Raw genomic sequence first — 20,231 nt, forward strand, 5'->3', positions numbered from 1 at the left:
TGTAATGAACACCCAAACACAAAGCATGAGATGCTGCGTAAGGAAGGGTTGCTATGGGAGTCCCAAAAGAAGGTGAGTTTGTAACGATCCAAAGTTACAAACATGACGGCAAATTGCATCGAACGTGGCGTGATACCATGGTATTAAAAACAAGTGAGCATTCGATGATCGGTGTCAATGATCATACTCTAGTTACAGAGTCTGATGGACGTCGTTGGGTGACTCGAGAACCAGCAATTGTGTATTTTCACAAAAAATACTGGTTCAATGTAATAGCAATGATTCGAGAAAAGGGGGTTTCCTATTATTGTAATCTAGCTTCACCTTTTTTGCTGGACGATGAGGCATTGAAGTATATTGATTATGATTTAGATATCAAAGTTTTTCCTGATGGAGAGAAACGATTACTAGATGTCGATGAATATGAGATGCATAGCCAAATGATGAATTATCCGAATGATATCGACTTCATCCTAAAAGAAAACGTGAAGATCTTGGTTGACTGGATCAATAATGGTGAGGGCCCTTTCTCCGAAGGCTATATTGATATTTGGTATAACCGTTACAAGCAATTGTCGCGCAAGTAAACAAAAAAAAGCAGTAAGCGCAAAAGTTTTGCGCTTACTGCTTTTTTGCTATGGGTTCTTCAACATAGACACTGATGATGGAAGAAAAAGGACAAGGGATGATCCTTGCTTTGATAGCCTGTCAATAATTAAAAGACTTTTTTCATTGCGATATGAGCAATACCAGCATCTTCAAATGGTTCTCCATAAGCAGTGAATCCTAATTTTTTATAGAAATTCTCAGCTGTTGCTTGGGCGCCTAGCAAAATCGTATTATATCCTTGACTTTTGGCGAAAGCTTCAGCTTCAGCTACTAAAATTTGACCTAATCCTTGATGACGATAATCTGCAAGAATCGCCATTCGTTGTAACTTCATTTTTCCATTTTCTAATGGTAAAAGCCGAACGGTCCCACAAGGTAGATTTTGGTCTGAATAAAGAACAAAGTGGATGCAATGTGCTTCATTTTGATCAATTTCTCTAGTTATAGGAACGCCTTGTTCTTTGACAAAAACTTGGTTTCTAATACGAACGGCATCAAGGTAAATATCACTTAATGTATCTTTTGTTTGAACGACTTTCATCCGAAACCCACCTTTCATTCGTTTAGTATACTGTAAAGAAAATAAAATGAAAAGTGGATAAAAAAACAAATATCAGTAAGAATAAAAGAAATTTTCACACAAATAATATATACTAGTAAAAAAGACGAAAGGAGGAAGTATATTGTTTGAAAAATTGAAACAATCAAAATTGATGTTTTGGTCTTGCGAATTACTCATTATCGCCACGTTGATCTTGGTTTCTTCAAAAATCAATTTTATCTTTCAACCAATTGGAACGTTTTTCTCAACATTATTCGCACCAGTCTTGATTGCTGGATTTTTGTATTATTTGTTGAATCCTATTGTCAAACTATTGATGAAGATCAAAATCAAACGCATTTGGGCGGTAGCAATCGTATTACTTTTGCTTGTCGCAGCGATCATCTGGATTTTGCTCAGCGTGATTCCTAGCTTGATCCAACAAATTTCATCCATCGCATCGAATATTCCTGACTTTATTAGTCGTGTAGAGACTTGGTTAAATAATATGGCCCAACTACCGATCTTCAAAGAGGTAGATATCAATCATTATTTGAATCAATTAGATATTTCTTATGCTAAGATTATCCAACAGTTCCTCAGCGGGATTTCAAACAGCTTAGGATCGCTTGTCGGTACGATCGCTTCTGCTACAATCGTGATCATCACAGCTCCATTTATTTTGTTTTATATGTTGAAAGATGGAGAAAAAATGGTTCCGACAGTCAAGAAATTCTTTCCTGAAAAGAGAAGAGATCAAATTGTTGAATTACTTGGTCAATTGAACAAAACATTAGCTAACTACATTAGTGGTCAAGCGATTGAATGTCTTTTTGTCGGAACATTTACTTTTTTGGGGTATCTGATTATAGGGGTCAATTATGCCTTTTTATTTGGCGTCATCGCTGGTTTGACTAATTTGATTCCTTATCTAGGTCCTTACCTAGGCTTAGCTCCAGCATTTTTAGTGACAGTATTCAATGATCCTGTTAAAGCATTGCTTTGTTGTGTCGTTGTCTTGATCGTTCAACAATTGGATGGAAATGTGATTTATCCAAATGTCATCGGAAAATCATTAAAAATCCATCCGCTAACGATCATTATTGTGTTATTAGTAGCTGGAAACATTGCTGGTTTGATCGGTATTTTCTTAGGTGTACCGTTTTATGCCATTTGTAAGACGATTATTTCTTATGTCATCAAAATTGTTAAAGAAGACCAGCAAAATGAAAAAAAGAAAAAAATTGCAACAACATTGGAATAACGTATCAGCAATTCCGACTAATTGCTTCATAGTTGTTTTTATTGCAAAGAAAAATTCTTTGTGATAACATTTTAGCGTGGCTATCTTTATAGTCACGCTTTTTTTCTATCGTAAACAAAAAAATTAAAAAATATAAGGAGAGAATGCGATTATGAATGCTGACCCTGAGAGTCAGTCGCTGTTAGCGCAAATTTTATTACTGATCATTTTAACTTTGATCAATGCTTTTTTAGCTGCTTCCGAGATTGCTGTTGTTTCGATCAACAAAAATCGAGTCGAGCAAAAAGCGGAAGAAGGAGATGTTAAATCTCAAAAGCTTTTAAAAATATTGCAGAACCCAAATAACTTTCTGTCAACGATCCAGGTAGGAATCACGTTAGTCAATATCCTATCCGGTGCTTCGTTAGCCAATACATTATCAGAAAAATTAGCACCATTATTAGGTGGTAGTGTAGCAGCAAGAAATATTGCCAATATTATTGTTTTAGCTATTTTGACCTACGTATCGATTGTTTTTGGTGAATTGTATCCTAAACGAATCGCCTTGAACAAATCAGAAGAAGTAGCCAACTTTACTTCAGGAATCATCCGTCTGATCGGTGTGGTTGCCAAACCTTTCGTCTGGTTATTATCTGCATCGACTAGTTTACTAGCTCGTGTCACACCAATGACTTTTGATGATGAAGATTCAAAAATGACGAGAGATGAAATGCGGTATATGTTGGAAACTGAAGGTGTACTTGATAATGAAGAGTTAGAAATGCTGCAAGGTGTTTTTTCTTTAGATACCAAAGTAGCTAGGGAAGTAATGGTTCCTCGAACAGATGCTTTTATGATCGATATCAATGACTCCGTTGAAGAGAATGTCAATGAAGTTTTATCAGAAAATTATTCAAGGATTCCGGTCTATAATGAAGACAAAGACAAAGTTGTTGGGATTCTTCATACGAAAAACTTATTGAAAGCTGCTCATAAATTTGGCTTTGAACATTTAAATATTCAAAAAATCATGCAAGAACCTTTATTTGTACCAGAGACAATATTCATTGATGATCTCTTGTACGAAATGAAAAAAACTCAAAACCAGATGGCTATTTTACTGGATGAATATGGTGGAGTCGTTGGTTTAGCGACTTTAGAAGATTTACTAGAAGAAATCGTCGGTGAAATTGATGATGAATCAGATGAAGTCGAAAAATTATATGAAAAGGTTGCTGAACATGAATACGTGATCCAAGGACGAATGTTGATCGATGAGTTCAACGAAGTATTTGACAGTAACTTACACATGAGCGATGTTGACACGATGGCAGGCTATTTAATCACTGCTTTGGGCATGATCCCTGATGAGGGAGAAAAATTATCGTTTGATGTAGACAACATTACCTTGACTTCTGAAGAAATGGAAGGTTCTAGAATTTTAAAAATTCGCGTGGTGTTCCATGATCCTAAAGAAGAAATTGTGGAACCAGATGAGGACCGTCGTTTATTTTATAAAGATTTTGATGAAAATGAGCCGAGAAGATAAGATATGTTTCATCCTTGCACAGAAGAGATTTTGTGCAAGGATGTTTTTTTCTTTTTTTCAAAGTTGATACGTAAATCAGTGTGGTTCCCTAAGTTGAGGGGTAGTCAGAAGCAAGAGAGGCAGAGCTTTACCCTTTTGTAAAGATTACTAAAACATACAATAAGATCCTATGCTCCCAGTTAACTTATACATAATATAACCAGTATATTTAAATGTTTTGTTGGTTGACAATAAATTTTTGCTAGAGTATTATGAAAACGCAAACACAAGTTTCATGTGACTAGGTTATACTAGGCATGGAAAACACGTACGGAGTCTTCCGTCGTTTTTTCATGCCTATTTTTTTATATGTTTAAGTGAATCAGTGAGGAGGTGGGGAAAATGTAAAGTAGTGTTTTTAGTAGAAAGACAGATTTTAAATATTTTACGAATAAGCAGATATGAGCGATTCTTCCAATGATTTATCACAATTGAAACTAAAAAACTAAGAACGAATATTAGGTAGTTCTCTCAAGTAAAAGTAGTATGTACAAAAGTTGCAAAGAATGGATAAAAAATTGATGATCATTCATTTTGCCTCACGACTTAAAATTTTTTATCGACTATTCTATTTAACTAAAGGAGGAATTTTTTAATGAAGAAGGCAATCATTTTTGCTTTAACAGGATTGGCGCTTGTTGTTACATCTTTTTACAGTCCAATCGTTTGTGCTGAAGATACTGAAGATTTTTTGTTTCAAAAGAATGTTACCTACTCAGGAGTAGAAGGTGGGAAACAAGGAGATAATTGGAAATATCCGCAATTTGTAGGTGAAAAAGCGGTTGATGGGGATATATCGACGAGATGGTCAGCGGATAAAACAGATAATCAGTGGCTGACTGTTGATATTGGAGAAGAAAAAACAATTGGTCAGGTGGTTTTACACTTTCATGCGGAGAGTCCAGAATATGAGGTATTAGTTTCTAACGACAATCAAAATTATCAATCCATCTATAAGGAGGAGCGTGGAAGTGGCGGGAAAGAAGCAAAAAAATATATTGAAGTAGCGAATGTAACAGCTCGATATATTAAATACCAACAACTAAAAATGTGGAAGCACACGAATGGTCAATATTATGGTTCGAGCATTATTTCAATGGAAGCTTATCGTCAAGCACGTTTACCTGATGGGATAAAGTTTTCGATTGATTCAGCCGAAATCAGCGAGAAAAGATCTAAACAATTAACTTACATATTAACACCAACAGGCGTCCAAGTTCCTGAAAAACAAATTGAGTGGAGCAGTAGTGATCCTAGTATTGTCAATGTAGACAGTCAAGGAAGAATGAAAGCACTCAAAACCGGAGAAGCAAAGGTGACTGTGAGAATCAAAAATACGGATTTAAGTGATACGATTCCAGTTACGGTTATTCAAGAAAAAGCAGAGTATCGTGAAATGCGTGAGAGATGGAAAGCACGCTTGCTAGGATCTAAAGAAGATCATGAAGAATTTGATCAGGATTCGGACGTAAAAAAATATCGAGCGAGAATAGCCAAAGATAGTTTAGAATTATGGCAAACACTTAATAAGTCAGAAAATAGAACTTATTTGTGGGAGAAAAAAAGTTCAGACACATTATCAGCAGACTACACCACTCAATTTACCAACATCAAAAAATTGACATTAGGTTATTATGATCCTTCGAGTTCATTACATAAGAATCAAGAGGTTTTTACGCAAATTTTGAAAGCAATTGATTTTATGATTGAAACCAAAAACTACAATGGAACTTACTGGAGTGGGAATTGGTGGGATTGGCAAATTGGATCAGCACAACCATTAACAGACACACTGATTTTATTACATGATGATTTAATCGAAAAAGATGATGCAATCTTAACTAAATTTGTTGAACCTTTAAACCACTATGCGCAAGATCCTAAAGTTCAATGGCCTAGCTATACGGCTACAGGAGCGAACTTAACAGATATATCTATTACCGTCTTAGGAACAGCCATTTTATTAGAAAATGATTCCCGAGTAGAGGCAGTTCAAAGCGCTGTTCCATCCGTTTTAAAAATGGTGACAGGAGGAGATGGCTTATATTCAGACGGCTCATTAATCCAACATAGTCATTTCCCATATAACGGAAGTTATGGGAATGAATTGCTGAAAGGCTTTGGACGGGTTCAAACGATTTTGCAAGGGACACATTGGGAAATCAAAGATGACAATATAAATAACTTGTTTCAAGTAACCGATAAAGGTTATTTACAATTGATGGTAAATGGAAAAATGCCCTCAATGGTATCAGGACGAAGTATTTCTAGAGCTCCTGGGACGAATCCCTTTACCTCTGAATTTGAATCTGGAAAGGAAACAATCGCCAATCTTACATTAGTAGCGAAATTTTCGCCAGAAATTTTACGCAAGAAAATTGATTCGTCTATTAAAGCATGGCTTGAGCATAGTAGTTATTTTTATGATTTTTTTGAAAACCCAAGAGACTTTGAAGCGTTGATTGATCTTAAGAAAATCATGAATGAGCCTTCGATAACTAGTAAAGAAGAACGAAATCTCGTGAATGTTTATGGTTCAATGGATCGGGTGTTTCAAAAAAACGAGAGTTATAGTCTCGGAATAAGTATGTACTCTAGTCGTATTGGAAATTATGAATATGGAAATACTGAAAATAAAAAAGGATGGCATACGGCTGATGGGATGGTTTATCTTTATAACGGTGACCTCGCTCAATTTGATGAAGGTTATTGGGTCACTATTGATTCTTATCGCTTACCAGGTACCACTATAGACACAAAAGTGTTAGCAGAAGGTGCTTCTACTGGTAAAAAGAGTCCTCAGTCTTGGGTGGGAGGATCGAATAATGGCAAAGTAGCTGCAGTCGGAATGTTTTTAGATAAGAAAAATGAAAATATGGATTTGGTAGCAAAGAAATCATGGTTTTTGTTAGAAGATAAATTGATTAATTTAGGCAGTGGAATCAGCGGAACAACGAATGCGACAATTGAGACGATCCTTGATAATCGAATGATGGATTCAAGTAACATGCAAATTATCCAAAAGAAAACAGCTGATTCTACTTGGATCAATCTTACTTCGACAAATCCACTCAATAATTTAGGTTACATTTTTCCAAATACCATGTCGAACGTTGACGTTCAAAAAGAAATTCGATCTGGCAAATATTTGGATATCAACGAATATTTTGTCAATAATCAATCATATACAAAAGAATTTGTAAAAATCATCAAAAATCATGGAAGTAACGCTCAAAATGATACTTATGAGTATTTGACTGTTGCTGGAAAGACAGCAGAAGAAATGGCAGAAATGGCGCAACATAAAAGCTATAATGTGTTAGCAAACACACCAGAAATCCAAGCGATTGAGACAAAAGACTATCTCATGTTGAATGCTTGGAGTGGAAATCAACAGGCAGCTTTTGTTCACGTATCTGAACCTGCATCCATTATTGCAGAAAAATTGAGTAATGATACTTATCGACTGTCAATTTCGAATCCTGTTCAAAATAATAAGGTGATTGAATTTTCGATTGAGAAAGAGATCATTGAGGTTATCGAAAAAGAGTCCGAAATTACCATGGATTCAGGAGCATTTCTATTTGATAGCAAAGGGCTAAAAGGAAGTTCGAGATCAATTACTATCAAAGTTCCTTCAGAAGTAGATAAAACGGCATTAGAAAAAATAGTCGAAGAAAATCAAAACCGAAACGAAAGCGACTATACAAAAGAAAGTTGGAAAGTCTTCACTAAGGCAATGGAATTAGCCCAAGCGGTGTTAACAGATCCAAAAGCAACGCAAGCTGAAGTAGACGAAGCAATCCAAGCAGTGAATAAAGCCATCGAGCAACTGCAAGAAGTAACTAAGGTAGACAAAACAGCATTAGAAAAATTGGTCGAAGAAAACCAAAACCGAAACGAAAGCGACTATACAAAAGAAAGTTGGAAAGTCTTCACTAAGGCAATGGAATTAGCCCAAGCGGTGTTAACAGATCCAAAAGCAACGAAAAGCGAAGTAGACGAAGCAATCCAAGCAGTGAGTAAAGCCGTCGAGCAACTGCAAGAAGTAACTAAAGTAGACAAAACAGCATTAAAAAAATTGGTCGAAGAAAACCAAAACCGAGTTGCAAGTGGTTATACAGCGGAAAGTTGGCAAGTGTTCCGCAAAGCGCTGGAAGCAGCGCAAGCAGTGTTAGCTGATTCAAATACTACGCAAGCCGAAGTAGACGAAGCAATCCAAGCAGTGAGTAAAGCCATCGAGCAACTGCAAGAAGTAACTAAAGTAGACAAAACAGCATTAAAAAAATTGGTCGAAGAAAATCAAAGCCGAGTTGCAAGTGGTTATACGGCAGAAAGTTGGCAAGTGTTCCGCAAAGCGTTGGAAGCAGCGCAAGCAGTGTTAGCTGATTTAAATACTACGCAAGCTGAAGTAGACGAATCAATCCAAGCAGTGAATAAAGCCATCGAACAACTGCAAGAAGTAACTAAAGTAGACAAAACAGCATTAAAAAAATTGGTCGAAGAAAACCAAAGCCGAGTTGCAAGTAGTTATACAGCGGAAAGTTGGCAAGTGTTCCGTAAAGCTCTGGAAGCAGCACAAGCAGTGTTAACTGATCCAAATACTACGCAAGCCGAAGTCGAACTAGTGATGAACGATTTGGTGCAGGCCATCGAACAATTAGAGAATAAAGAAACTGCATCATCCTCTGAGGAAGATAAAAACATCAATAATAAAGCAGAGCAAGGTAAAAATACACAAGAGGGCAACAATGAAATAGGTAAATCTTCTATTAGTGAAGAGACTGGTAAGGAAGGTTTATTACCAAAAACAGGTGAAAAAAATAACCAAGTTATTCAAAAATTAGGATATACAATTTTATTAGTGGTATTCGTTAGCTTGTTCCTATTTAAAGGTAGAAAGGAATCTAAGAGGAGTCAAAATAAATTAGGCAAGTAATCTGATGAAAAACACAAGGTAAAATAAATAATCGTTTGTCTGTAGATGATTGAAATAGACAGTTGAACTTGGAACAAAAGCCTGTTCCAAGTTCAACTTTTTTCGTTTAATCTGTTTTCAGTTGTTATAGTAGCAGGAAAAGCTTTATTTTCTCTTATTGAAAAAGTCGTTTATATGATATTCAACAGAGAAAGAGAGAAGACTCATAACAAGTGTTTATTTTTTGATAGTTTCCATGATATACTTGGTAAGTTGAGATAGCTAGTTCGATCATTCCCTCGAACAGGATGACGAATAAGATGATAATGATGTAACAGAAATGGAGTAAAACATGAATAACCCTAACTTAAAACAACAAGTAGATAACCGACGCACGTTTGCGATTATTTCCCATCCGGATGCTGGTAAAACAACGATTACTGAACAATTACTTTTATTTGGTGGCGCAATACGTCAGGCAGGAACTGTCAAAGGGAAAAAGACTGGTAACTTTGCAAAATCTGACTGGATGGAAATTGAGAAGCAACGTGGAATCTCAGTTACCAGTTCTGTGATGCAGTTTGATTATCATGGTAAAAGAGTCAATATCTTAGATACCCCAGGGCATGAAGATTTTTCTGAAGATACGTATCGGACATTGATGGCTGTCGATAGTGCGGTTATGGTCATCGATAGTGCCAAAGGGATTGAAGCTCAAACAAAAAAATTATTCCAAGTCGTTAAAAAAAGAGGAATCCCTATTTTTACCTTTATCAATAAATTAGATCGAGATGGTCGCGAACCATTAGAACTTTTAGAAGAATTGGAAGAGTTGCTCGATATCGAGTCTTATCCAATGAATTGGCCGATTGGTATGGGGAAAGGCTTAGAAGGACTCTATGATATCCACCATAATCGTATTGAGTTTTATCGTCCAGAAAACTATAATGATGAGCGCCTTGTTGCCTTGGATGAAGAAGGATTGCTGCCAGAAGGCCATCCTTTGACGGAAAATTCATTGTATGAACAAGTTCTTGAAGAAGTAGAATTGTTGAAAGAAGCAGGAGATTCTTTTAATGAAGAAAAAATTGCTCGGGGAGATCAGACACCGGTCTTCTTTGGTTCAGCGTTAACAAATTTTGGTGTGCAAACATTTTTAGAAACCTTCGTGGAATTAGCCCCTTCACCTTACGGACATCAAACACAATCAGGACAAGAAGTTAGTCCTTATGAAGAAGAATTTTCAGGTTTTGTCTTTAAGATCCAAGCCAATATGAATCCAGCTCACCGAGATCGGATTGCTTTTGTGCGAATCTGTTCTGGAACTTTTGAACGTGGGATGGATGTTCAATTAGAACGAACAGGTAAAAAATTGAAGTTAAGTAATGTGACGCAGTTTATGGCTGACTCAAGAGAGAATGTCGAGAATGCTGTAGCAGGGGATATTATCGGGGTCTATGATACAGGAAATTATCAAATTGGCGATACTCTTTATGAAGGAAAATTGAAGGTGGCGTATGAAGAGTTACCATCCTTTACTCCGGAATTATTTATGAAAGTCACTGCTAAAAATGTGATGAAACAAAAATCATTCCATAAAGGTATCTATCAGTTAGTCCAAGAAGGTGCGATCCAACTCTATAAAACTTATTTGACGGAAGAATACATCATTGGCGCAGTTGGACAACTTCAATTTGAAGTATTCCAATACCGGATGCTAAATGAATACAATGCAGAAGTGATCATGTCACCTATGGGTCATAAGATTGCCCGTTGGATCGAACCAGAAGATTTAGATGAGAAGATGAGTTCTAGTCGTAATATCTTGGCACGTGACCGTTTTGATCAGCCATTATTCTTGTTCGAAAACCAATTTGCTGAACGTTGGTTTGCTGACAAGTACCCAAATGTCAAATTAAAAAGTTTAATGTAAAGCGCTCATCACATGGTGGTGCTTTGGGAGTACTATGAAAATAGCCGGGAGAGAATAACTAAATAATCCGGAGGAATTTAATGATGATTAAAGTAATGTCGATCTTTGGAACACGTCCAGAAGCAATAAAAATGGCACCTTTGATCAAAGCGCTGGAAAAAGATGAGCGCTTTGAATCAATCGTGACGGTTACAGGCCAGCACCGTGAAATGTTAGACCAAGTGTTAGAAGTGTTTGAAATTACTCCTGATCACGATCTAGATGTGATGAGTGTCAATCAAACACTCACCGCTATTACAACGAAAGTTCTTTTATCATTAGAACCAATCTTACAAGCAGAACAGCCTGATATCGTCTTAGTTCATGGAGATACGACCACAACATTTGCTGCAGCAACCGCAGCATTTTATCAACAAATTAAAGTCGGACATGTCGAAGCAGGATTACGAACTTGGAACAAATGGTCACCGTTTCCTGAAGAAATCAATCGGCAAGCCACAGATGTTTTAGCGGATCTCTACTTTGCGCCAACCAATGAAAGTGCTGATAATCTTAGAAGAGAGCACCACGATGAAGCAAACATCTTCGTTACTGGCAATACGGCGATCGATGCGATGAGGTACACCATCGTGGCGGATCAAAAAAGCGATCATCTTTCGAGCAGCTCTACTAAACAATTATTAGTAACAATGCATCGACGTGAGAACCTAGGCGAGCCAATGGCGAACGTTTTTCAAGCATTAGGAAGGATTGCTGAAGAATTTTCTGATGTATCCATTATTTTTCCGATGCATAAAAATCCTAAAGTACGAGAATTAGCTGATACTATTTTAGGACAATATGAGAATGTTCAGCTGATCGAACCATTAGATGTCATTGATTTTCACAATTGTGCAGCCAAAAGTTATCTTATATTAACTGATTCAGGCGGAGTTCAAGAAGAGGCACCTTCTTTAGGTGTTCCGGTTCTTGTCTTACGCGATACCACTGAACGACCGGAAGGTGTAAAAGCCGGAACTTTAAAACTCGTTGGTACAGACGAAGAGACAGTTTATGACGAGACAAAACAATTGTTAACTGATGTAAAGGCTTATGAAAAGATGGCACAAGCAAAAAATCCTTATGGAGATGGTTACGCAAGTCAACGAATCTTAGAGGCTATCGCAGCCTCATTTCATTGATTACAGGTTACCAAAAAAGCAAAAAAAAAAATTGGTAAATTCTTTGAAATAAAATGAATTAAAATAAAGATGTGTACATATAAAAAGAAAAAAGGGGGAGTCGGATGGAAACACTGGAGCAACGAAAACAACGTAAAGCAAGAAAAAAGTTAGAAATGCAGCGTTTATGCAGGCTGTTAGATGTTGAAGGTTGGGAGCATAATGAATCGATCGTTAACGAAGTAAGAGCAATCGTTCGACTAGGAAAAACACCAAAAAAAGAAACCAATCATTCTTAGAAGATCCAGCTCTATAAATGAGCTGGATCAAGGATAAAATCAAACATTATCCTTCGATCCTTCTAAAAAAGGTTTCTTTTTTTGTTTATTTGTAATCATCACATTGCAACCTCAGTGTGGGGATGATGTTTCGGAATCGAGATTTCAACTAAGTCATCTAATTCAATTACTTGGATTTCGTTTTCTTGATATAGGGCGTCATGGATTTTATTGAGGAAGTACGTTTTGACTTCTTCAATTTCTTTGGGTTGTATTTTTCGTTTTTCATTAATCAGTAAAATCTCGTTATGTTCCGGTGCTTCAGTGTAAACAATCATTGTATTGCCTGCAGTGTAAACCTTCACCATATGAGCATCTGTATTTTCCAATTGGTTTAAAACCAAACGTGAATGACTATTCGTTACATTGACAAATTTCATGGCGCTCACCTCTTTTATGTAGATTTTAGATACAACTTAATTTCATTATAATTTTTTTCTAATGAAAAGAACAGTATTTTGCTTTTTGTCAAAAAACAATCAAAAATCCGCTTTGAGCAATGAAGCACCCGTGAGAAAAGCTGTCGCTTTTTCATGGGTGCTTCATTTTTTATCAGTCGCAAAGCGAAGTTTTTGTCAGATGTTTAGTTTGCTGGCTCGTTTGTCGTTTCTTTGACTAAACGTTCTGGTTTAGAAGTGATCACAATTTTTTCTTCTTTATCCAATTTTGCTTTTAGTTCATGGATTGAAGGATGGTCTAAATAAAATTCAGCAATTCCATCTTCGATTTGTTCTTGGATCGTTCGACGAAGAGGGCGTGCGCCCATTGCTGGGTCATAGCCTAAGTCAACAAGTTTTTCTTTGACATTTGTCGGCACTTCGATATGCAGTTGTTGTGCTGCTAACATTTCATTGACTTCATCTAGCATCAAGGTAACGATGGTCATTAAGTTTTCTTTTGATAGCGCGCTAAATTCGATGATTCCATCGAAACGGTTCAAGAATTCAGGTGTGAAGTAATTGTTTAGTTGGTTTAAAACAGAACGAGTAACCCCTTCACGAGCTGCTCCAAAACCGACATTTGCTTCGACTTTACCTGTACCAGCATTACTTGTCATAATGATGATCGTATCTTTAAAGCTTACTGTCCGACCTTGTGCGTCAGTCAAACGGCCATCATCCAAAATTTGGAGGAACATGTGTAACACATCAGGATGTGCTTTTTCCACTTCATCCAATAAAATCAAGCTATAAGGATTACGACGTACTTTTTCAGTAAGTTGACCTGCCTCTTCATAGCCCACATAGCCAGGAGGAGAACCAATCAATTTAGATACACTGTGTTTTTCCATGTATTCAGACATATCAAAACGAATCATTGAATCTTCGGAACCGAATAATTCAAATGCCAGTTGCTTGGCTAATTCAGTTTTGCCGACACCAGTTGGACCTACGAATAAAAATGATCCGATAGGGCGGTTTTTCTTGCTCAAGCCAACCCGATTACGACGAATAGCTTTTGCCACACGATCTACGGCATCGTCTTGTCCAATCACATGTGCTTTTAGATCAGTTGCAAGATTCTTCAATTGTGTTTGCTCTTTTTCTTTTAGATCGCCAACGGGGATGCCCGTACGTTCTTCCACAATTTTTTCCATATCTTTTTCTGTGATAACAGGCGTTTCTTCATCTGTTAATTGACGTTCTTTCATCTTTTCTAATTTACTGATTTGGTCACGATAATAAGCGGCTTTCTCAAAGTCTTCTTCTTTAGAAGCTTGGATTTTTTGTTCCTGTGCTTCTTCAAGTTTTTTATCAATGGTTTTAGGATCAACGATTTGAATCGTTAAGTTTTTCTTTGAGCCAGTTTCATCAAGCAAGTCAATCGCTTTATCTGGTAAGAAACGATCTTGAACATAACGATTTGAGAGAATAGCTGCAGCTTCGATTGCTTCATCGGTATATTTGACGTGATGGTAGTCTTCGTAGCGTTTTTGCAATCCTTTTAAGATACTGATTGTTTCCTCAACAGAAGGTTCAACGACCCGAACCGGTTGCATCCGTCTTTCTAAAGCTGCATCTTTCTCGATGATGCGGTATTCATTTAATGTAGTGGCACCAACCATTTGTAGTTCGCCACGAGCTAGAGCTGGTTTTAAAATATTTCCCGCATCCATGTTCCCATCACCGGCAGAACCAGCACCGACAATTTCATGGACTTCATCAATGAATAATATGACATTTTCAGCCTGCTTAATTTCTTCGATCAATTTTTGCATCCGTTCTTCAAATTGTCCACGGATACCAGTTCCTTGAACCAAAGAAACCACATCTAAACGAATCACTTCTTTATCCATTAATTTTTGCGGCACATCGCCATCTACGATTTTTTGTGCAAGTCCTTCAACTACGGCAGTTTTACCAACACCAGGCTCACCGATTAATACCGGATTGTTTTTTGTTCGACGGTTTAAAATCTCGATCACACGTTTGATTTCATCATCACGGCCGATCACAGGATCAATGTCACCTTGACGAGCTTGTTCGGTGATGTTGATTCCGTATTCTCCTAAAAGACCTTCGGAATTTCCTTGTTGCGGTGGTTGACCGCCGTTAAAGTTGTTGTTACCACCAAATTGGGTCGGAGGAGTTTGTTCATAGTTTCCTTGCTGTTGCATTTGGCGGGACATGGAGCGGAATAAGTCGTCCAAGCTGCCAAAACCAAAAGGATCATTTTGAGCCATACTAGTCAGACCTCCATTTTGTTGATTTTTAATTTTTTGATAGCAACTTTGGCAGTAATCAAGTTGCGTTCTCTGTCCGTTTACTGTTGCATATAAGTGGATCGTTGCTTCATTTTTCCCACAATTTTGACAAAGCATAAATGATTCACGTCCTTTCACATGATTCACATGTTTCCATTCTATTTTACAACGCGTGACTACGAAGGTAAAAGAATAACCCTCATTTACTCAAAAGTTGAAAAGGTAAAAAATGTTATTGACCATTATTGACCTTTGGCTATAATTATACTAAATTTTAGGACGCGTGCAAGTATTTAGTTTTTCAAAATAAATGAAGAAATGAATAAGTCGTTCTTCGATAAAAATGATAAATAGAAGGAGATATTTCACTTGGCAGAGTCTATTTTTGTTTGCTTGTTTACTGAGGGATCAGTAAAGAGAATCAAAGCTACTAAAAAAAGAAGTGAGGTAGAATGAATACGGTTGTTATCCTATGTATTCATATTTTTAAAAGTAGTGCTAATTATTTTCCACACTTTTAGTTGAATTTAAATGAAAACTGTTGTATCTATCGGGAAAAAATGGTAATCTTTACAAATGAAAGGGTACTACTTATTAGTGTTCTTAGTAAACTGCTAAAAAAGAAAACCCTCACATAAAAACAACACTCACTTAAAGGAGACCGATTAATATGGAAAAGAAAGAATTTCACGTAGTAGCAGAAACTGGAATCCACGCACGTCCAGCTACATTATTAGTACAAACAGCAAGCAAATTTAACTCTGATGTAAACTTAGAGTATAAAGGTAAATCAGTAAACTTGAAATCTATCATGGGCGTTATGTCTTTAGGTGTGGGTCAAGGTTCTGACGTTACAATCACAGCTGAAGGTGCTGACGAAGCAGACGCAATGGCAGCTATCGTTGATACAATGAAGAAAGAAGGATTATCTGAATAATGGTTGAAATGCTAAAAGGGATTGCCGCTAGTGACGGCGTTGCCGTTGCAAAAGCTTACCTGCTAGTTCAACCGGATTTAACATTCAGTAAGACAACAGTAGAAGATACAGCAGCTGAAGCATCTCGTTTAGATGATGCTTTAGCAAAATCTACTGAAGAATTGCAACAAATTCGTGAAAAAGCAGCGCAAAGCTTAGGTGAAGCAGAAGCGCAAGTATTTGACGCACACTTGATGGTTCTGTCTGATCCAGAAATGGTTGGTCAAATTAAACAAAACATTAATGATAACAGCGTAAACGCTGAATCAGCATTAAAAGAAGTAACTGATATGTATATCAGTATGTTCGAAGCTATGGAAGACAACGCTTATATGCAAGAACGTGCGGCTGATATCCGCGACGTTGCGAAACGTATTTTAGCGCATTTACTAGGTGTGACATTACCAAATCCATCAATGATTAACGAAGAAGTAGTTGTTGTTGCTCATGATTTGACACCAAGTGATACTGCTCAATTAGATCGCAATTTTGTTAAAGCGTTTGTAACTGACATCGGCGGACGTACTTCACACTCAGCGATCATGGCACGTTCTTTAGAAATCCCAGCGATCGTAGGTACAAAAGAAATCACTGCTAAAGTCAAAGAAGGCGACATGTTAGCTGTTAACGGGATTGAAGGCGATGTAATCGTTGATCCTACAGCTGAACAAAAAGCTGAATTTGAAAAAATCGGTGCTGAATACGCTGCTCAAAAAGCAGAATGGGAAAAATTAAAAAATGCTGAAACTGTTACTGCTGATGGCAAACATTTTGAATTAGCAGCAAATATTGGTACACCAAAAGATTTAGTTGGTGTTCATAATAACGGCGGGGAAGCGGTTGGTCTTTACCGTACAGAATTCTTGTACATGGATTCTCCTGATTTCCCAACTGAAGATGACCAATATGAAGCATATAAAGCAGTTCTTGAAGGTATGGAAGGTAAACCGGTTGTCGTGCGTACGATGGATATCGGTGGCGATAAAGAATTACCTTACTTACAATTGCCTCATGAAATGAACCCATTCTTAGGCTATCGTGCATTACGAATCAGCTTGTCAGAACAAGGTGACGAAATGTTCCGTACACAAATGCGCGCATTATTACGTGCATCTGTTCATGGAAACTTACGTATCATGTTCCCAATGGTAGCGACTCTTAAAGAATTCCGTGCTGCAAAAGCAATCTTTGAAGACGAAAAACAAAAATTATTGAATGAAGGCGTGGAAGTATCTGATACGATCCAAGTCGGCATCATGATCGAAATTCCAGCAGCTGCTGTCTTAGCTGACAAGTTTGCTAAGGAAGTTGACTTCTTCTCAGTAGGAACGAATGACTTGATCCAATACACTATGGCAGCTGACCGTATGAACGAACGTGTTTCATACTTGTATCAACCTTACAACCCATCAATCCTACGTTTGATTAAAAACGTGATCGATGCAGCGCATGCTGAAGGTAAATGGGCTGGTATGTGTGGCGAAATGGCTGGGGATCAAACCGCAGTTCCGCTACTTGTAGGTATGGGATTAGATGAATTCTCAATGAGTGCAACATCAATCTTGAAAACACGTAGTTTAATGAAACGTTTAGATACAACGAAGATGGCTGAACTTGCTGATCGTGCTTTGAAAGAATGTGACACGATGGAAGAAGTCGTTGAACTTGTAAATGAATACGTAAAATAATATTACGAGTAAAAGCTGGTACAGCGATAGTAGCTGTATCAGCTTTTTACAATGGGATTTTTACATATAGGTAAAAATAAGGAATGAAAAATAGAGTTATTTTAAAATAGGGCTTAAGTTTGAGTGACAGGTTCAGCGCTATGTTATACTATATAAATGAAGGAGGACGTAAGGTGAAGGTATTATTATATTTTGAAAGTGAAAAAATACTTGCGAAATCTGGTATTGGACGAGCGCTTGACCACCAAAAACGTGCTCTAAAAGAAATGGGGATTCCCTACACGCTAGATAGTAAAGATGACTATGATATCTTACACATCAATACATATGGTATCAATAGTCACAATATGGTCAATAAAGCAAGAAAAGACGGCAAGAAGATCGTCTATCATGCTCACTCAACAGAGGAAGATTTTCGTAACTCATTTATTGGCTCTAATCAATTATCGCCATTAGTAAAAAAATATTTAGTGGGATTATATCAAAAGGCGGATTATCTCATCACACCTACGCCATATTCTAAAAGATTACTGGAAAGTTACGGCATAGATTTACCGATCCAATCGATATCAAATGGGATTGATCTAAAAAAATATCAACCAGATCCAATCAAAGAACAAAAATTTCGCGACTATTTCAAATTATCACCAGATCAGAAAGTGATTATCTGTGTTGGCCTTTTTTTTGCTCGTAAAGGGATCATTGATTTTGTAGAAATTGCAAAAAAACTCCCAGAATATACATTTATTTGGTTTGGACATGTACCTATGTATTCGATCCCAAAAAATATCCGACAGATTGTGAAAGAAGAACACCCAGATAATGTGATCTTTCCGGGATATATTCGGGGAGAAATTATTGAGGGTGCATACTCAGGCGCTGACCTTTTTTTCTTCCCATCTTATGAAGAAACAGAAGGAATTGTAGTATTAGAGGCACTAGCAAGTAAGCAAAATGTTCTTGTACGAGACATTCCAGTCTATGATGGCTGGTTAGAAGATAAAAAAAATTGTTACATGGGTCGCTCTAATGAAGAATTTACCGTATTGATCAAAAAGATCGTGGAAGAAGAAGTTCCTAGTCTAGTGGCAGCTGGATATCAGACTGCCCAAGCACGAAGTATTGAGAAAATTGGTGAGCAACTGAAACTGGTGTATACACAAGTGTTAGAAGAAGCAGATTCTTCCATAAATGAAAGACAAAATAATAAAGGGTAGTTTGGAGGCAAAAAATCATGAAAATTGGCTTTTTTACCGATACCTATTTTCCGCAGGTAAGCGGAGTTGCTACATCGATCAAAACCTTAAAAAATGAACTAGAAAAACATGGACATGAAGTCTATATTTTTACGACAACCGATCCAAATGCTGATAAAATAGAAAAAGACGTCATTCGTATGCCGAGTGTTCCATTCGTTTCCTTTAAAGATCGGCGAATAGTGGTACGAGGTATGTGGTACGCTTATTTAGTAGCGAAGGAACTTGAATTAGAACTGATTCATACTCATACAGAATTTGGTGCAGGGATTTTAGGTAAAATGGTTGCTAAAAAGCTGAAAATACCATTGATCCATACGTATCATACGATGTATGAAGATTATCTACACTATATTGCTAAAGGCAAAGTGATACGTCAATCTCATGTCAGATATCTCTCCCGCTTATTTGTTAACCATACAACAGGGGTTGTCTGTCCCAGTGAACGAGTAATTGATACATTAAGAAGTTATGGTGTTGTCGCACCACTTCGAGTGATTCCTACAGGGATCGATATTGAGAAATTTAAAAGGGAAGGAATCACGCAAAAAGCTATCAAAGAAATCAGAGAATCGCTGAATATCAAAGATGATGAGTTAATGATCTTATCTTTAAGTCGTATCTCTTATGAAAAAAATATTCAAGCATTGGTCCAGGGGTTTCCCCAAGTTCTAAAAGCGTATCCCAATGCACGAATGGTGATCGTTGGCAAAGGGCCTTACCTTGAAGAGTTGCAAGAGCTAATCAACGAACTAGCATTGGATGAATTTGTCCAATTTACTGGAGAAGTCGATAACGAAGATGTGGCATTGTATTATAAAGCAGCTGATTACTTTGTTAGTGCCTCAACTTCAGAAACACAAGGTTTAACTTATACGGAAGCAATGGCTTCAGGGACACCTTGTGTAATTGAGGGAAATGCTTATCTTAATCGTTTGTTTGATCATCCCTCCCTTGGGAAAACATTTGAAACCGATGAGGATTTCGCACCAGCACTTATTGATTATATAAAAAGTGAAGTCCCTCGTGACCAAAAAGTATTGGAATCAAAATTATATGATATTTCCTCTACGCACTTTGGCGAAGCGATGATTGAATTTTATGAAGATATGATTATCTATCATGAAAAAGAAATGCAACGAAAAGAAGAAGAGGCATCCATCGAAAGAATAAAAATCAAATTAAACTCATTTAAACGATAAATTTAGGTATTTATCCTAAAAAAATCTTTGTTTCTGGCGTATACTTAGCATAGAGACAAAGATTTTTTGATTTTT

Annotated in this window: 14 protein-coding genes; 11 read left to right on the forward strand and 3 right to left on the reverse strand. The window is 37.0% G+C overall.

The features are described 5' to 3' along the window. The first annotated feature begins 53 nt into the window (after positions 1-53). Positions 54-587, forward strand: a complete 534-nt coding sequence (gene ntdP, locus IGJ11_RS03980) for a nucleoside tri-diphosphate phosphatase (protein ID WP_010719696.1) — start codon at positions 54-56, stop codon at positions 585-587. A 128-nt stretch (positions 588-715) separates the two neighbouring features. Here the strand turns inward: ntdP and IGJ11_RS03985 are convergent, their stop codons facing one another. Then, positions 716-1,150: a GNAT family N-acetyltransferase gene (locus IGJ11_RS03985; protein ID WP_010719695.1), complete on the reverse strand. Its 435-nt coding sequence runs from the start codon at positions 1,148-1,150 to the stop codon at positions 716-718. A 142-nt stretch (positions 1,151-1,292) separates the two neighbouring features. On the opposite strand from IGJ11_RS03985, the gene IGJ11_RS03990 reads away from it, so the two are divergent. The 6 genes from IGJ11_RS03990 (at position 1,293) to IGJ11_RS04015 (ending at position 12,291) form a co-directional block, all read left to right on the forward strand. Continuing rightward, positions 1,293-2,414 (forward strand): AI-2E family transporter, encoded by a 1,122-nt coding sequence (locus IGJ11_RS03990; RefSeq protein WP_063626813.1) that lies wholly within the window; start codon positions 1,293-1,295, stop codon positions 2,412-2,414. A gap of 151 nt (positions 2,415-2,565) precedes the next feature. After that, positions 2,566-3,942 carry a hemolysin family protein gene (locus IGJ11_RS03995; RefSeq protein ID WP_010738146.1) on the forward strand — a complete coding sequence of 459 codons (1,377 nt, stop codon included), beginning with the start codon at positions 2,566-2,568 and terminating at the stop codon, positions 3,940-3,942. Between the two features lie 634 nt (positions 3,943-4,576). Next, the gene (locus tag IGJ11_RS04000; RefSeq protein WP_207433191.1) at positions 4,577-8,920 is read left to right on the forward strand and encodes a polysaccharide lyase family 8 super-sandwich domain-containing protein; all 4,344 of its coding nucleotides are present in this window, start codon (positions 4,577-4,579) and stop codon (positions 8,918-8,920) included. A 331-nt stretch (positions 8,921-9,251) separates the two neighbouring features. Beyond that, the gene (locus IGJ11_RS04005) at positions 9,252-10,832 is read left to right on the forward strand and encodes a peptide chain release factor 3 (RefSeq protein ID WP_010738143.1); all 1,581 of its coding nucleotides are present in this window, start codon (positions 9,252-9,254) and stop codon (positions 10,830-10,832) included. Positions 10,833-10,912: 80 nt separating this feature from the next. Next, positions 10,913-12,013, forward strand: coding sequence for a non-hydrolyzing UDP-N-acetylglucosamine 2-epimerase (gene wecB, locus IGJ11_RS04010; RefSeq protein WP_010738142.1), 1,101 nt, complete (start codon positions 10,913-10,915; stop codon positions 12,011-12,013). Positions 12,014-12,117: 104 nt separating this feature from the next. Then, positions 12,118-12,291 (forward strand): hypothetical protein, encoded by a 174-nt coding sequence (locus tag IGJ11_RS04015; RefSeq protein WP_207433193.1) that lies wholly within the window; start codon positions 12,118-12,120, stop codon positions 12,289-12,291. 98 nt (positions 12,292-12,389) lie between these two features. Here the strand turns inward: IGJ11_RS04015 and IGJ11_RS04020 are convergent, their stop codons facing one another. Together IGJ11_RS04020 and IGJ11_RS04025 are read right to left on the reverse strand one after the other, a co-directional pair. Continuing rightward, positions 12,390-12,710 (reverse strand): DUF1827 family protein, encoded by a 321-nt coding sequence (locus IGJ11_RS04020; RefSeq protein WP_010719687.1) that lies wholly within the window; start codon positions 12,708-12,710, stop codon positions 12,390-12,392. A 203-nt stretch (positions 12,711-12,913) separates the two neighbouring features. Next, positions 12,914-15,151: an ATP-dependent Clp protease ATP-binding subunit gene (locus IGJ11_RS04025; protein ID WP_176581720.1), complete on the reverse strand. Its 2,238-nt coding sequence runs from the start codon at positions 15,149-15,151 to the stop codon at positions 12,914-12,916. A 553-nt stretch (positions 15,152-15,704) separates the two neighbouring features. Here IGJ11_RS04025 and IGJ11_RS04030 point away from each other — a divergent pair. From IGJ11_RS04030 to IGJ11_RS04045, 4 genes are all read left to right on the forward strand, one after another. Beyond that, positions 15,705-15,971, forward strand: coding sequence for a phosphocarrier protein HPr (locus IGJ11_RS04030; protein WP_010719685.1), 267 nt, complete (start codon positions 15,705-15,707; stop codon positions 15,969-15,971). Next, positions 15,971-17,698: a phosphoenolpyruvate--protein phosphotransferase gene (ptsP, locus tag IGJ11_RS04035; RefSeq protein ID WP_010719684.1), complete on the forward strand. Its 1,728-nt coding sequence runs from the start codon at positions 15,971-15,973 to the stop codon at positions 17,696-17,698. Before IGJ11_RS04030 ends, ptsP begins: the two co-directional genes overlap by 1 nt. Positions 17,699-17,871: 173 nt before the next feature. Continuing rightward, positions 17,872-18,915, forward strand: a complete 1,044-nt coding sequence (locus tag IGJ11_RS04040) for a glycosyltransferase (RefSeq protein WP_014834761.1) — start codon at positions 17,872-17,874, stop codon at positions 18,913-18,915. Positions 18,916-18,932: 17 nt separating this feature from the next. Next, positions 18,933-20,156: a glycosyltransferase family 4 protein gene (locus IGJ11_RS04045; RefSeq protein ID WP_207433195.1), complete on the forward strand. Its 1,224-nt coding sequence runs from the start codon at positions 18,933-18,935 to the stop codon at positions 20,154-20,156. Positions 20,157-20,231: the final 75 nt, after the last annotated feature.

The sequence above is a fragment of the Enterococcus sp. DIV0691 genome (genome assembly GCF_051711145.1).
In the GTDB taxonomy this organism is placed as follows: Bacteria; Bacillota; Bacilli; order Lactobacillales; family Enterococcaceae; genus Enterococcus_B; species Enterococcus_B hirae.